The organism is Candidatus Villigracilis saccharophilus, from assembly GCF_016711665.1.
Window position 1 is genome coordinate 39,263 of sequence record NZ_JADJSO010000049.1, and the last position, 15,374, is coordinate 54,636.

9 protein-coding genes and 2 pseudogenes are annotated in these 15,374 nt (G+C 48.6%); 10 read left to right on the forward strand and 1 reads right to left on the reverse strand.

The window, feature by feature from the left end:
* Positions 1 to 8: 8 nt before the first annotated feature.
* A pseudogene (locus IPL17_RS15110) lies at positions 9 to 805 on the reverse strand (ABC transporter permease).
* Between the two features lie 128 nt (positions 806 to 933).
* Here IPL17_RS15110 and IPL17_RS15115 point away from each other — a divergent pair.
* From IPL17_RS15115 to cyaB, 10 genes and pseudogenes are all read left to right on the forward strand, one after another.
* A pseudogene (locus IPL17_RS15115) lies at positions 934 to 2,063 on the forward strand (acyl-CoA dehydrogenase).
* Positions 2,064 to 2,073: 10 nt separating this feature from the next.
* Positions 2,074 to 5,241, forward strand: coding sequence for a glycosyltransferase family 39 protein (locus tag IPL17_RS15120; RefSeq protein ID WP_345307909.1), 3,168 nt, complete (start codon positions 2,074 to 2,076; stop codon positions 5,239 to 5,241).
* A 167-nt stretch (positions 5,242 to 5,408) separates the two neighbouring features.
* Positions 5,409 to 7,310, forward strand: a complete 1,902-nt coding sequence (locus IPL17_RS15125; RefSeq protein WP_345307910.1) for a hypothetical protein — start codon at positions 5,409 to 5,411, stop codon at positions 7,308 to 7,310.
* A 93-nt stretch (positions 7,311 to 7,403) separates the two neighbouring features.
* Positions 7,404 to 8,435 carry a zinc-binding dehydrogenase gene (locus tag IPL17_RS15130; protein WP_345307911.1) on the forward strand — a complete coding sequence of 344 codons (1,032 nt, stop codon included), beginning with the start codon at positions 7,404 to 7,406 and terminating at the stop codon, positions 8,433 to 8,435.
* A 46-nt stretch (positions 8,436 to 8,481) separates the two neighbouring features.
* The gene (locus IPL17_RS15135) at positions 8,482 to 10,560 is read left to right on the forward strand and encodes a hypothetical protein (RefSeq protein ID WP_345307912.1); all 2,079 of its coding nucleotides are present in this window, start codon (positions 8,482 to 8,484) and stop codon (positions 10,558 to 10,560) included.
* A gap of 140 nt (positions 10,561 to 10,700) precedes the next feature.
* On the forward strand, positions 10,701 to 11,090 hold the full coding sequence (locus IPL17_RS15140; protein ID WP_345307913.1) for a hypothetical protein: 390 nt from the start codon (positions 10,701 to 10,703) through the stop codon (positions 11,088 to 11,090).
* A complete protein-coding gene (locus IPL17_RS15145; protein ID WP_345307914.1) occupies positions 11,083 to 12,630 on the forward strand; it encodes an acyl-CoA carboxylase subunit beta in 1,548 nt (515 codons plus the stop codon). Before IPL17_RS15140 ends, IPL17_RS15145 begins: the two co-directional genes overlap by 8 nt.
* Positions 12,631 to 12,707: 77 nt before the next feature.
* Positions 12,708 to 14,216, forward strand: coding sequence for an acetyl-CoA carboxylase biotin carboxylase subunit (accC, locus tag IPL17_RS15150; RefSeq protein ID WP_345307915.1), 1,509 nt, complete (start codon positions 12,708 to 12,710; stop codon positions 14,214 to 14,216).
* Positions 14,217 to 14,257: 41 nt separating this feature from the next.
* Positions 14,258 to 14,755: an acetyl-CoA carboxylase biotin carboxyl carrier protein subunit gene (locus IPL17_RS15155; protein ID WP_345307916.1), complete on the forward strand. Its 498-nt coding sequence runs from the start codon at positions 14,258 to 14,260 to the stop codon at positions 14,753 to 14,755.
* Positions 14,755 to 15,363: a class IV adenylate cyclase gene (gene cyaB, locus IPL17_RS15160; protein WP_345307917.1), complete on the forward strand. Its 609-nt coding sequence runs from the start codon at positions 14,755 to 14,757 to the stop codon at positions 15,361 to 15,363. The genes IPL17_RS15155 and cyaB overlap by 1 nt, the downstream gene beginning before the upstream one ends.
* The last annotated feature ends 11 nt before the right edge of the window (positions 15,364 to 15,374 follow it).

The following is a 15,374-nucleotide window of genomic DNA, read 5'->3' on the forward strand; positions in this document are numbered from 1 at the left end:
TTAATAAATTATTTCGATCCGCCTTCGGTATCGGATGATTCTGCAGAGATCTTTTGTGCGAAGAATATCGGCAGGAAGGTAAAATGAGAATCACGATGGTCGCAACCACAATCGTCACAGGGCGGTCACGCGGACGAACGAGCTGCCTGAAGATCCAGATCGGCAGTGTGGACTGCTGCCCAGCCGTAAAAGTAGTGACGATGACTTCGTCGAAGGAAAGCGCGAAAGCCAGCATGCCGCCCGCAAGCAAAGCCGTGCCAATATTCGGTAAATCGACATGCCGGAAAGTTTGAAATGAATTCGCGCCAAGGTTCATCGAGGCTTCGATTTGCGAACCAGACATACGCCGAAAACGCGCCAATACATTGTTATAAACAACGACCACACAAAAAGTAGCCTGGCCGATCACGATCGTCCAGAACGAAAATGGAATGGACAATGAACTGATCGCTGAACGAAGCGCGATGCCGGTCACAATGCCCGGAAGCGCTATGGGAAGGACAAGCAGGAAGGAAACCGCGTCACGCCGGAAAAAATCACTTCGATAGACGGCAGTGGCAGCGAGGGTGCCAAAAATCAGCGCTGCGATGGTCGAGAGCGTGGCAACCTTCAAGGAAAGAGTGAGAGCCTCCCAAAGGTCGGCGCGTTTTAATGCTTCGCCAAACCATTTGGTAGTGAAGCCCGGGAGTGGAAAAGTATATGTGTCTTCATCGGTGGTAAACGAATACAAAAAGATGATCCACAACGGAACATGCGGGAATAGTAAACTCAAAGTCAGGATTAGCGCTTTATCTGCTGTTTCCAATCCCGCTAAAGTGGATCTATCTACAAAATACAGTAAACTTATCAGCGGTATAATCCTGTAAAAATCATTCAGCGGAGAGACAGCGCATGACAGACTTACCGATCTACCCACTCACCCCTGAACATAAAATGCTGCGTGATGCAGCCTGTGATTTTGCCCAAAAAGAGATCGCCCCGATCGCGGCAGAATTCGATGAAAGCGGAGAATTCCCATATAACACCATCAAAAAAATGGGGGCACTCGGCTTTATGGGCATCGAAATCCCCGAAGAATATGGCGGCGCCGGCATGGACTCTCTCTCTTATGTCCTGGCGCTTGAGGAAATATGCAAAGTGGATGCGGCTCACGGCGTCATCATGTCTGTCAATAATTCGCTGTATTGTCACGGCATTTTGAAATTTGGAACCGAAGCGCAAAAGAAAAAATTCATCACACCCATCTCATCCGGTGAAGCCATCGGCGCGTATTCCCTGACAGAACCCCAAAAAGCGGATCAGACGCGGGCACCATGAAAAGCCGCGCAACACACGACGGAGATTTTTATATTTTGAATGGCCGCAAATCCTGGGTCACTAGCGGACCCGTAGCGGATTACTTCGTTGTCTTTATGATGACCGATCCTGAGAAAAAACAAAAAGGTGTCAGCGCCTTTCTCGTGGATGGAAAAACAAAAGGAATCGTACGCGGCAAGAAGGAACCCAAGTTAGGCATCCGCGCTTCTGCCACCAGTGAGATTATCTTTGAAGACTGCCGCGTCCCAGCCGAGAATAGACTCGGAGACGAGGGCGATGGCTTCAAGATCGCCATGACAGTTTTAGACGCAGGCCGCATAGGCATCGCGACTCAAGCCCTAGGAATTGCAGAAGCCGCCTACGAAGCAGCACGACAGTACGCGGGGCAGCGTGAGGCATTTGGTCAGCCGATCGGAGCGTTCCAAGGGACAGGCTTCAAGATCGCAGATATGAAGACCCGCATCGAAGCATCCCGATTGTTGATCTACAACGCCGCGATCGCAAAAGAAAAATCCAAAGAAAACGGCGGACGATACTCACTCGAAGCATCCATGGCAAAATTGTTCGCCTCTGAAACCGCCATGTTCGTTACACATCAATCAGTGCAAATCCACGGTGGCATGGGCTACAGCAAGGAACTTCCCGTGGAACGGTATTTCCGCGACGCAAAAATAACTGAAATCTATGAAGGCACAAGCGAGATACAGCGGCTTGTGATCTCACGCATGGAAACCAGTCTTCGCTAGGACGATCCCGATGTCTTTCAATCAAATTCTTTTGATTGGCATGGCCGCTGTCATTGCCTTGTACATGGATTGGCAATTAATAAAGTGGATGAGAAGAAAAAGGAAAGAATTCGGCAAAAGTAAGCTTGCCCAATGGATATTTTCTCATTCCGGGCGGATCGATCTAAACTGGCTGAGATCTCGGTGGGTACTCGCTTTTTTAGGAGTGACCCTGATTGTCATTGGACAGTGGCAAATCAACAAACAAACCATTCCGGAATCCCAGCCAACCAAAGCGGGGATTTGGCTTAACGAAATTTTATTTCTTGGAGATCCAGGGGTCGATAATATACTAAATGCACTCCCTTTATTTTTATTTGGCGGGATATTACTTTCAATGGGATTACAAGGTGTTCCCCTCCTGCCCAAGCCCCGCGAGTTTTTCAACAACTTCGCAATTGACGTACGCAGGATATTTCCACACTGGCGCTGGCTGCTGATCGCAAGCGGGCTGTTCATATTCCTGATCGTGGTTATCAGGTCAGAAAATTTCCTGGTGTTGCAAGCTCCTGTTTGGATCCTCAGTTTAATAATTTTCACCTTTGCAATAGCAGCCTGGGATGTTGATCGGCAAGTGGATCTATCACCACACCTTGAACGAATCGACTGGTTGTGGATGATCGGATTGATGATCGCGGCCATCCTAGTGGGAGTGTATCGCCTACAGGGACTGCCAGATCAACTAATGGGCGATGAGGGTAATTTCTGGACAATTGCGCGTGACATCGCTCAAGGCAATTTCAAACCCTCCATATTCGCCTCGGGAGTATATTCATTTCCAGTGTTTAGCTCGATCCTGCAAAGTTGGTTCATGCGGCTTTTCGGTATCGATCTTTGGGGCTGGCGCTTTAGTTCGGTAATAATGGGAATTGCCACCCTTCCACCTTTGTACCTGCTAACCCGGGAAGGATACGGGCGCAAGGTTGCCGTGGTCTCTGCCATCGCATTGGCGAGCAGTCCATATTTCATTGGCTTTTCTCGGCTCGGATATAACAACATCCAAGCCGTGTTCTTTATGACCTTAACGCTTTATTGGTTATATATCGGCATAAACCGCAAAAGCAGTTTTTATCTTTTCCTGGCAGGCGCCGCGGCAGGTCTGGGATTTTATACATACTTCGCGGCGCGTTTTAGTATCGTCATTTCGCTTGCATTTATTGGGCTGCTCTGGTTTGGAAAAAAAATCACATTCAAGGAATTTCTACTTTCCACAGCCGTCCTGGGAATTGGCTTTGGGCTGGTCGCAGCCCCGTACATCGCACATGGCTCCATCGCAGACCCGCAAGCCATGAGTTACAAAATGTGGGAAAGCGCGTTCTTCAATTCATTCAATGGTTTACAGTTTTACTCAAAAGAGGAACTATTCTCAGTTGCACCGTCCTTCACCATCAATGACAATGAATTATTTTACAACCCGAAAATTTACCTCAATCTGATATTGCGCGGTTTTCTCCGTACCATGATCGTCTTCCAACGACAGGGGCTGATCTCCGAACATTACATAGCCTTTCCGCTTGCCGGCACGAGCGGGGTTATTTTTTACCTGTTGGGATTTGCGCTGACATTAAAAACATTCAAACAGCCCCGCAGCCTCCTGATCATCCTCTGGTTCTTTGCCAACGTCTTTGGATTAAGCGCACTGAACACTGTCCCTCCGCGGCACACACATATGATCACGATCATTCCTGCGCTCGCTCTTCTGACCGGCATCGGCTTAAATGCGGCGGCAAGCGCAATCGCGGCCATGTTATTCCCGCGAAAAAAAATGGGAATAATTTCTCTTCTATTATTTACAGTGGTCATAGCCGCCAGCGGTATCTATGATTTTTTTGGGCGCGTACCGGCCCTTTACCACGCACAGCCAGACCAGGTGGTTTCCTGGGCAATATTGGACTCGAAAGGAGAGTCATTCGTTGAGCTCTACACAGACCCACTCCAAAAAGATATCCGTCCTTACGCCGTGGAAGAATTTCGTAAGAATATTCCATATGAATCGGTTTCAGCAAGTCAGGTATTAAGTGAGGAAAAGAAATTCTCGGGCCAGCCGACCATCGTTTTTTATCCACCTCAAATAATGGAACAGGTCGATGCGGTTTTAAGAAAACAGTGGGGCGATTTGTTCATCGGCAGAATTTTCTACTCCACAGGCGGAGGGGCAGTTCTGGCAGCCGGAATGAATACTCCATTCGTTTTTGAGCAGGACAAACCCTTCATAACCATCCTGTCGGAGTCATATACTCGTTTTTCACTTTGGGCGCTTCTTGCGGGGCTTTTGGCATGTTTTACAACAGCCGTGTTTTTGCCCTCGAAATGGCTGTTCAAATTCCCCACCCTTTCGCGCCTGACAAACTGGATGAACGCCCCTGTCCATGAGCCTTTAAATTTTCCAGCAGATGACTATGATATTTTGACAGTATCCGTTCCGGCCCCGACTGTCACGAAGGTCAAAGAAATCACGATCAGTGATCCTCCCGAATGGGCTGTGGAACAAGGTTTAATCCAGCTTAATCAAGAAAGCGCGTCAACATCCAGTAAACGCGGTTATTTGTTCAATACACAGATCAAACCTGTCCGCGATGACAACGGAACGGATTATTATATAAAGATCCACCTGCCCAAAATAAGATTACCGAAACTTTCATTTTCCGGATTGCCAGGATTTAACAATCTGAAGGAATCGATTAATCTCCCAGCACTCCAAATTCCCGATGGAATAGTATTGATCGGCGCAGTGATATTGGCAGTTTTTGCACAGATGATGATAAACAACCAATCGTTTCGGGTCGGTATATTAGCCTATCTGATGAGCGCCGTTGGATTATTGATCTGGGCACACAACAACCCAAAATGGAAATCCATCTTTACCAGTCAGCTTCAATTAAACCAGCGCGGTGAAGCCATCTTATTAAGTTTGATCATCCTTCTGACAATCCTGACGCGCTTCTTCGACTTGAACTCCCGTGTTTACGGGTCGAAGCTGATGAAAGCAAGTGGACGGTGCAGACCTGGTATTCCACCATCTTGCGAGTTGATATCGGCGAATTCGGAGGAAGGCACTTCAAGTTTCTCCCTGTTGATTTCTGGATGCGGTCGATCTTCCTGCGGATCTTCGGCCTGGACTTTGTTTCAGCGCGAATAGAAAGTGCGGTTCTCAGTCTGATTGCTGTGGTCTGTCTATATTTTCTGGTCCGTTTCTAACCTCCAGCAAAGCTGCCGGATTACTCTCCTCCTTGCTATTCAGCCTTCCCCTTTATCGAACTTAACGCATCGCATCAGGCGCTGCATAATACGCCTCCCGAAGCGTGGATGATCGCCTCGCTGGCCGTATTATTTCTGGCATTACGAGACCGAAAACTCTGGCAATTCCAATTCGCAGGATTTCTGCTTTGTCTGGGGATGCTAACTTACGAAACCTTTTATCCAAACATAGTGGCTGCGTTTCTTTATTTGATCGGCTATGCAATTTTTGAAATCAGGAACAAGCGGGCTTCGATCATAAGCTGGATAACCAACCTTGCATTGGTCGTATGGCCTGTAATTGTGATCTATTTCGGGTCGACGCGTGAGTACATGGCGGAGCGGCAAGGCCACCATATGGGCTGGTTGGCTGCCTCATTCAACACACAAGACCTGTTAAATCTGATCACTTTATTCTGGGGAAACTTTGTTAACGTGCTGGAGGTTACCTTTTCGCGTGTAGTTTGGGTTGACTCACTTATTAACTGGAGCGGTCCCCTTGTCAATCCCTTGCTGCTACCTTTTATCGTGATAGGCATGATTTACAACTTGTGGAATATACGCCGCGCACACTTCGCATTTATTCCGCTCTGGTACGCAATTCACATTCTGACAGGACCGATCCTGCTCGGATCACCATGGCCAAGAGTGATGTATCTTGCCATACCACCGCTCATGATCTGGGGTGCGCTCGGGTTATGGGTCACCCTCGCATCTCTGCGCGCTTTTTTTGAGAATCAAAAAATTTCTGCCGCAGCGCCAGTGTTTGGATTACTCATCGCATCCATCCTTGTCAAAGATTACGTCATTTTCAGAACCGAATTGACGGATCCCGAAGAGCGCCAAAAACGCCGCGAACTTGCAGACCTGACACTGGACTCTGCCAAAGGAACGCCGCTGCTCCTTTTCCCTTATATGCCCAATCAAGAAGATTCGGTTTTTGTCGAATCCCATGTTTTGCTATACGCAGTCGGCGGCGCAAAGCAGCTCGGTCTGGATGCCGCGGAGCATTACCAACAGCTGGAAATGAACTCACTGCTCTCCGCCCTTTGGCTAAACAAAGATATTGGCGGACTGGATGTTGTTTATGATAAGACTGCCCCGAACCTTGCCGAAGAGCGGGAACAGGCCATACGGGTTATTCTCAGATGCTATCCGCAAGCAGAGTTAAGTCGCCAGGCAGTGTACTTTGATATCTATCATTTCAGCCCACAGGCACTTCAGTCACCGGCTTGTTACTCTCCGCCCGCCCCGGTGACGACAACACCAAAAGATCTGGTTTCATCAACTCCGATTAATTTTAGCTGGAATCCAAACGACACCGTGTCAACCAGTTTCGCGTTAACGCTTGATCGCAAGCGCGATAATATCATCTGGATCGAAGCAGAAGACGCGTTCTCCAGATCAGGCTGGTACCCAAACGGCGGATATATCAATGGATTCTCAGGCTCAGGCTTTGTATTGGATAATTGGGACTCAGGAGAAACAACATATTCCATAAACGTTCCAAAATCAGGGCAATACCAACTTTGGGTCCGATATTACAAACGGCGTAATAACGATCAACATAATTTCATAAGCATAAATGGACAAACAAATGAATTTGCCGAGACCGGGAGTCCAATTGAAGAGTGGACATGGAAGTCCATCGGCACTTATGAGCTGGTTTCCGGAGAACTCGCTCTATCCTTATCGCGCACATATGGCGCCGATGAACAATACAGCGTTTTTATTGATCCCGTTGTCGTCACATCTGATTTAAGTTTTACCCCAGACCTTGAAGACAGCCTATGGGAACCAGCCTACTATTCCGGTGAAATTGGAACCCAAGACAGCCAATTTAGGCTGGATGAATCCATGCCGCCCGGTGAATACCTCTGGAAGGTCCGCATATTTGATGGCGACAGTTTGATCGATTCAAGCGGATCGCGCGGTATTGAAAGTGACAAGGCGCAGTTTACGCTCCAATAGCGCACTGCCAACTTTGCACCCATTTACAGTTAAAATGTGGCGTTTCTTCTTTTTGCATTCACATCAGCTTTAATAAAGGAATTTTTCAAAACAATGAAAGCGATCCTTTTTCATCAGCACGGCGGACCTGAAGTCCTTGAATATACAGATTTTCCAACGCCCCTGCCTAAGGCTGACGAGGTATTGATCCGCTTGCGCGCAGCTGCCCTAAACCGCATGGATATTTTTGTCCGCAATGGCTGGCCGGGACTAAAACTTGAGATGCCTCACATCAATGGGGCTGATGGCGCTGGGGAAGTCGTGGAAATTGGTGAAAATATCACCGAAATTAAACCTGGAGATCGGGTCGTCATCAATGCGAATTTCGGATGCGGCAAGTGCGAATTCTGCTTGCAGGGTCAGGATAATTTATGCCGCGATTGGCATCTGCTTGGCGAGACGATGCGCGGGACATACGCGGAATATATCTGTTTACCCGCCCGCCAGCTTTATAAAATGCCCAGCGATCTTAGTTTCCATGCAGCTGCCGCATCCGGTTTGGTGTATCAAACCGCCTGGCATTCAATGGTCAAGCGCGGCGGAGTGCATGCAGGTGAAACAGTGGCGATTGTCGGCGCGGGTGGAGGTGTGAATTCCGCCAGCATTCAAATCGCAAAATTTCTTGGCGCGCGTGTTATAGTCATCGGATCGAACAAATCCAAATTAGAGGCAGCCCATTCCCTTGGCGCAGACATCCTGATCGATCGGTCGCAAACGGAAGACTGGTCAAAAGCTGTTTTCAGCGCAACCGAAAAGCGCGGCGTTGACGTGGTGATCGATAATGTCGGCACAACATTCCCATTGAGCTTGCGTGCCCTTCGCAAAGGGGGCCGCCTACTTACTGTCGGCAACACAGGCGCGCCGCGCTTCGAAATTGATAACCGCTTTATTTTTGCGAAACACCTTTCGATCATCGGCTCCACCATGAGTACTTTGGCGGACTTCTCCGAGGTAATGGACCTGATCGTCGCTGGAAAACTAAAGCCGATCCTCGATAGGATATTTCCGCTCCAGGAAGCTGCCGCTGCGCAAGAAAGACTGTGGCGCGGTGAGAATTTTGGCAAGATCACACTCGATATACCATAGGAATTGTGCAGATCAGCTGACGTGCCGCTGATTTACAAAACAAAAAATGAATTTCCTTAAACGTTTTTCACTATTTGAAATTGTCCTGATCGTTACAATCACCAGTATTCATCTATACGCAGCCTTTTCAGATGCATACAATTTTCCCAACGCTTGGTTTACACGGGATGATGCTTATTATTATTTTAAAGTAGCCCAAAATATCACTGAAGGGCGCGGCATCAGTTTCGACGGTATCAACCTGACCAACAAATATCACCCACTGTGGTTATTGGTATGCGTGCCTGTTTTTTACCTCGCCCGTTTTGACTTGATCCTGCCTCTGCGTGTTTTATTGCTCGTCATGGGGATATTAAATGCTGCAACAGCTGTTCTGATCTATCGCATCATTTCAAGTTCCCTTTCGCGCGCGACTGGTATTTTGGCAGCTTGTTTTTGGGCTTTTAACTTTTACATTCACACCACGGTCTATGAATTTGGGTTGGAAACAGCGCTGGCAGGCTTTACGATCGTATTGTTAATGTGGAATCTCTCAGCATTTGAAAAAAAATGGCGCACAAAACCGGTGCCCCCCCGTCAACTGGCTGTCCTAGGGATGCTCGCGGTCCTCGTGATGTTCAGCCGGCTTGACCTTGTCTTTTTCGCGGTAATTGTCGGCATCTGGGTGATCTTTCGCGGGAGTCCAATTCGCTTTTTTCTACCGCTTGATATTGTGATCATTTTCCTATCAATGGTGTTTTCTGTGGCAATCCGCACCGGGCTGGAAGCATACAATATTCTTTATGCGTCATCTGCCATGCAAGCGGCACTTATATCCCTGGTGGTCAAGACCATTTCTTTTTATTTCTTTGGCTTATATCAACATCCAAAAGCAAATTCTGTTTGGAGAACGATCAGTCAGGTCCTTGCTGCAAATAGCGCAGGCACGATCTTTGTGACAGGATTTTATTTACTCCTGCTTCAAATTGGATTTGCAAATAACTTCCCGCGCACGGCCTTTTTCCTTGATTGGGGCATCAGTGTCACTCTGGCGCTTGCCATTAGACTAACCGCCCGCCGCATCGGAAATAAAGAAGCACCCATGATCGAACAAACATCTCCAATTTCAGGTTTATTGGCGAACTGGAAAAAATGGCTGGGAGATGGAGCGGTATATTTTGGAATCGTCAGCGGCGCGCTCGCAGTATACATGTTATTAAATAAGTTCATCTTTGGAACATCCAGCCCTGTCAGCGGACAGATCAAGCGTTGGTGGGGCTCCCTGCCAAACACGATATACGAACGGCCTGCCCATAACTGGACCACATTTTTTGGGATCGGCTTTCAAAACGCCTTCGATGCCTGGCAACCATTTTCCAGTGTCGCGCTATGGATCGCAAAAAAGATCTACCCCCTTTATCCTGGCAGCGACACCACAGACGAACGTTATTATTTGGTTATGGCGGTCGCCGCCATACTGGTGGTCATTCTTGCCGCCATGAATATCCGCCGGGCTTTAGAAAAAATTACAAATATGGCTCTCATTCCACTCGCGGCAGGCTGCGCGATCCTGATCCTTTCCTACACAACCACCGCATACGGCGGCGCAAAGGAATGGTATTGGATCAGCCAAATGATATTCGTCACAATGGCTGGCAGCCTGTTTATCGATCTGGCGATCCACCCGCTGCAAAAATTTAAACCCCTGAGATTCTCAGTGGAAGCTTCCGCTGTCCTGATCGGCATATATTTTGCGTATGGCTTAGGCAGTTACGTCACCACAGTCATGAGATACAACTACTTTCCCCCGGAAAGACCTTATATAGAAGTCCTGCCATTCCTGGAAGAAAACACCCAGCCGGGTGATATTATCGGCATGACAGGCGGCGGAAATGTTGGTTACTATATAAAAGACCGCACCATCGTCAATATGGACGGCTTGATCAACAGCAATGATTATTTTCACGCACTACAAAACCGGCAGGCGCCTCAATACCTGAGCGAGCACGGTGTCACCATCATCTTTGCCAACGCGCAACTGCTTTCGATGCCGCCTTATTTTGGCCAATTCGAGCGCTATCTTGAAAAGTACAATGTCTACGGCGGTAAGGGATTGCTGTATCTTTTGAAAGAGCCAAAATATTAGGAGATGAAATTGCGAACAGGAATATTGACATTACCGGTAGTTGACTTTCTCTCGTGCAACGCCTCCAACATCGACCACACGTCTGCCTCTCCACAATCAGCCGTTTCCTCACCTTCAAATTTCACAATCAACGGCATGCCATGAAAAACCGTTCCTTTCGAGTAACCCTCGCGCTATGGCTGGTGTTAACCCTAACAATATGGAATCTCATCCGGGTCTGGACTTCCATCACATGGCGTGGGGTGCTAAATGAATTTTCCGCACAACCTGCCGCCGCAATTACAACCATAAGCGGCACATTATGGACAGCCTTGGGCGTACTTCTTTTGTGGAGTATCTGGAAGAAAAAAGCGTGGGCGGCGAAACTGCTCTTTGGGGCAACAGCAGGCTACACCGTCTGGTATTGGAGCGAGCGTCTCATCTGGCAAAGGCCGCATCCAAACTGGCCGTTCGCTGTTATAGTAAATCTGGTTCTGCTTGTCTTCATTCTGTTCACAACAAAATTATTGTCGAGAGAGGCGTATGAATAAAACCACGAAAATCCAAAATCTGAATAATCTTAAAGCTGAATCACTCCTGGGCGGCGGGCAGGCCCGCATTGACACCCAGCATAAAAAAGGTCGTCTGACTGCGCGTGAACGCCTTGACCTGCTTTTGGACAAAGGCTCTTTCCGCGAAGTTGATCCGTTCGTGATCCATCGCACGTACGACTTCGATCTTGATAAACAAAAATATATGGGCGACTCTGTGGTGACTGGCTGGGGCACAATTGAAGGCCGCCTCGTATACGTGTTCTCGCAGGATTTCACTGTGTTTGGCGGAAGCCTTGGTGAAGTGCATGCCGAGAAAATTTGCAAGATCATGGATATGGCGATGAAGAACGGCGCACCTATTATTGGACTGAACGATTCAGGCGGAGCACGCATTCAGGAAGGCGTTGTGGCTCTGGCCGGATATTCGGATATTTTCCTGCGCAACACAATGGCTTCGGGAGTCATTCCACAAATTTCCGCGATCATGGGACCATGCGCCGGCGGTGCGGTGTATTCGCCCGCGTTGACAGATTACATTTTTATGACCCGTGACACATCCTATATGTTCGTTACGGGACCTGATGTAGTAAAAGCAGTTACCCACGAAGAAGTAACCCAGGAAGAATTGGGCGGAGCCAGCGTTCATTCGGAAAAATCAGGCGTTTGCCACGTTGCCGCCGACAGTGAAGCGGATACGCTATATTTAATTCGCAAATTGCTCGGCTACCTGCCGCAGAACAATATGGAGGATGCGCCTTTCGTTCAAAGTGATGATCCGCTGCGGATGGATGAAGAACTCAACAACATCATTCCAGATGACGCCAATAAACCTTATGATATTAAAGAGGTGATCAGCAAGATCATGGATAACGGCCAATTCTACGAAATCCATGAGAACTATGCCCAGAATATCGTGGTCGGTTTTGCGCGGCTGGGCGGACATTCGGTTGGCATCGTCGCAAATCAACCCGCAGTCCTGGCAGGCGTTCTGGATATTGACGCAAGTGAAAAAGCTGCGCGTTTTGTGCGCTTCTGTGATGCATTCAACATCCCCATCATCACTTTTGAAGATGTGCCCGGATTTCTGCCCGGTACGTTTCAGGAACATCATGGCATCATCCGCTCTGGTGCGAAATTGCTGTACGCGTTCTGTGAAGCAACGGTGCCCAAATTAACAGTTATCACCCGCAAAGCCTATGGCGGAGCATATTGCGTGATGTCATCCAAACATATTCGCAGTGACGTGAACCTCGCCTGGCCGACGGCTGAGATCGCAGTCATGGGGCCGGATGGCGCGGTCAATATTATTTTCCGCAAGGAATTGGATAAGGCAAGCGACCCGGTTGCAAAGAAAGCGGAACTGGTTGCAGACTACAAGGAAAAATTCGCAAATCCATACGTGGCGGCCCAGCGCGGATATATTGATGATGTCATCGAGCCGAAGGAAACCCGTCCGCGCCTGATCAATGCGCTGGAAATGTTGTCCAACAAACGTGACGCGAATCCTGCCAAGAAGCACGGAAATATTCCATTATAAGTATCAAGTGTTTTAGTGCCGCGTATCAGGTAAGTTGACACCTGACACTTGACACTTTTGACACATGCGGAGCATATATGTTCAATAAAGTATTGGTAGCAAATCGTGGTGAGATCGCAGTCCGCATTATTCGTGCCTGCCGCGAACTTGGCATTGAAACAGTAGCAGTATTTTCAGAAGCAGACCGCAACGCGCTGCATGTCCGCTACGCGGATGAGGCTTACCTGCTCGGACCTGCGCCGTCGCGAGAATCCTACCTGCGCGCAGACAAGATCTTTGAAGTTGCCAAAAAATCAGGCGCGAACGCGATCCACCCGGGATATGGTTTTTTGGCGGAACGTGAAGATTTCGCAGCAAAATGCGCAGACCTTGGCATCACCTTCATTGGTCCCAAGCCTTCGTCCATCGCGGCGATGGGCGATAAAGCCGAAGCACGCGCCACTGTCATCAAAGCAGGCATCCCTGTTGTGCCTGGCACGGAAGCTGTCGGGAACATGACGAATGACGACCTGCTTCAAATCGCTCCGACGATCGGATTCCCTTTGCTGATCAAAGCCACTGCTGGCGGGGGCGGAAAAGGCATGAGGGAAGTAAAAAGCCTGGAGGAAATGCCGACCCTGCTTGCATCCGCGAGACGCGAGGCGGAATCTTCCTTTGGCGACGGCAATGTCTATTTGGAAAAATTGATCGAGGGCGCGCGCCACATCGAATTCCAGATCATGGCAGACTCGTTTGGGAACGTAATCCATCTAGGTGAACGTGAATGTTCCATCCAACGCCGCCATCAAAAATTGCTGGAAGAATCGCCATCCTCATTTCTGGATGAAGACTTGCGCGAGAAAATGGGAACCATCGCGGTCAAATCCGCGCAGGCAGTGGATTATGTCAATGCCGGCACGATCGAGTTTTTAGTTGACAAGGAACGTAATTTTTACTTCCTTGAAATGAACACGCGCCTGCAAGTGGAACATCCGATCACTGAGATGGTAACAGGTGTGGATATCGTTGCGGAGCAATTACGCATCGCGCGCGGCAGGCAGTTGAGTTATACACAAGACCAGATCAAGTTCAATGGCCACGCGATCGAATGCCGTATCAACGCAGAAGATCCCTTCAATGGTTTTATGCCGTCAACCGGACAAATTACGCATAGCATCCTGCCCACCGGACCTGGCGTGCGCATTGACACTGGTGTGTATCCCGGCTTTGAGATCACTCCATTCTACGATCCGATGATCGCAAAACTGATCGTTTGGGGCGAAACACGCGGACAAGCCATCCTGCGCATGCGGCGCGCGCTGGAAGAATACCGCATCGTCGGCGTGCGTACCAATATCCCCTTCCACCAGACCTTGATGGATTCACATCGTTTCATGGGCGGACAATTCGACACACGCTTTGTGGAGGAACGCTTCTCGATGGATGACGCAATTGAATCCCGCGCCACAAACGCGGAGATCGCGGCCATTCTTGCGACACTCGTCGCGCATCACCAAAGTGAATTATCCGCACAACGGGTTCGCCGCAATGAAAGAGACACATCCAACTGGAAATGGGTCGGCAGATGGGAACGAATGCATAGATAATTTACGATTTACGATTGGCGATTGATGATTGAGGATAAAGTATGAAATATATTACAACCATTGATAATAAAGAATTTGAGATCGAGGTCGTGGATGAAAATCACATCCGCATCGGCGACCGATTGCTGCAAGTTGATTTTAAGGCGGTAAGCGGGCAGCCAGTCTTCTCTTTGATCGCGGACGGAAAATCCTACGAGTCTTATGTTTATCAGGGCGATGAAGATTGGGAAGTGCTTATCCGCGGACAGCAGTATCAGGTCAAGATAGAAGATGAGCGTGAAAAGCGGCTAAGAGCGGCCGCGGGCGGAGGTATTGCAGAGGGCGGCGAGTTCCATCTAAAAGCACCCATGCCCGGACTGGTTGTGGCGGTCATGATCTCAGAAGGCGAGCAAGTGAAGAAAGGACAGGTCATGCTGATCCTAGAATCCATGAAAATGCAAAATGAACTGAAAGCGCCGCGAGACGGTGTAATGGGAAAGGTCCGCGTAAAAGCTGGCGAAAGCGTGGAACAAAAGCAGACCTTACTGAGCGTGCATTAATGAACGGGCAGGAAACCGAAGCCAAGTTCCATGTACAGAATTTAAGAAAGATCGAATTGCGCCTTCTAGAATTGAAGGCGCAATTAATTCAACCGCGCGTACACGAAGTCAACCTGCGCTTCGACAGGCCAGATGGAGAGCTAAGAAACAGCTTTCGCGTTCTCCGTTTGAGACAGGATGATATAGCGCGCTTCACATTCAAAGGTCCGAGCGTGGAAAATAAAGGCGGCATTCTCAGCCGTCAGGAAATCGAATTTGAGGTGGGGGATTTTGACAGCGCAAAACAATTCCTTGAAGCCGTCGGTTTTCAGGTTGTTGTATTCTATGAAAAATTCCGCACAACCTATGAATTAAACGATACGCACATCATGCTGGATGAACTGCCTTATGGAAGTTTTATTGAGATCGAAGGGGAAAATGTGGAATCAATACACAGCATCGCGGACTTGCTCAGTTTAAACTGGGAGGCGATGGTCAAAGCTGGTTATCATGCTTTATTCGAACGCGTGGCGGGAAAATATGGGCTGGATGTTTCAAAATTAAGTTTTGAGAACCTTGAAGGTGCAACAATAAAAACAACGGACATGGGTATTGTCGCGGCAGATTAATGCGAGGAGTA

Coding starts and splice junctions, on each gene's coding strand:
- IPL17_RS15145 (WP_345307914.1), top strand. CDS start 11,083: ATGAATAAAACCACGAAAATCCAAAATCTGAATAATCTTAAAGCTGAA.
- IPL17_RS15135 (WP_345307912.1), top strand. CDS start 8,482: ATGAATTTCCTTAAACGTTTTTCACTATTTGAAATTGTCCTGATCGTT.
- IPL17_RS15120 (WP_345307909.1), top strand. CDS start 2,074: ATGTCTTTCAATCAAATTCTTTTGATTGGCATGGCCGCTGTCATTGCC.
- cyaB (WP_345307917.1), top strand. CDS start 14,755: ATGAACGGGCAGGAAACCGAAGCCAAGTTCCATGTACAGAATTTAAGA.
- IPL17_RS15130 (WP_345307911.1), top strand. CDS start 7,404: ATGAAAGCGATCCTTTTTCATCAGCACGGCGGACCTGAAGTCCTTGAA.
- IPL17_RS15155 (WP_345307916.1), top strand. CDS start 14,258: ATGAAATATATTACAACCATTGATAATAAAGAATTTGAGATCGAGGTC.
- IPL17_RS15125 (WP_345307910.1), top strand. CDS start 5,409: ATGATCGCCTCGCTGGCCGTATTATTTCTGGCATTACGAGACCGAAAA.
- accC (WP_345307915.1), top strand. CDS start 12,708: ATGTTCAATAAAGTATTGGTAGCAAATCGTGGTGAGATCGCAGTCCGC.
- IPL17_RS15140 (WP_345307913.1), top strand. CDS start 10,701: ATGAAAAACCGTTCCTTTCGAGTAACCCTCGCGCTATGGCTGGTGTTA.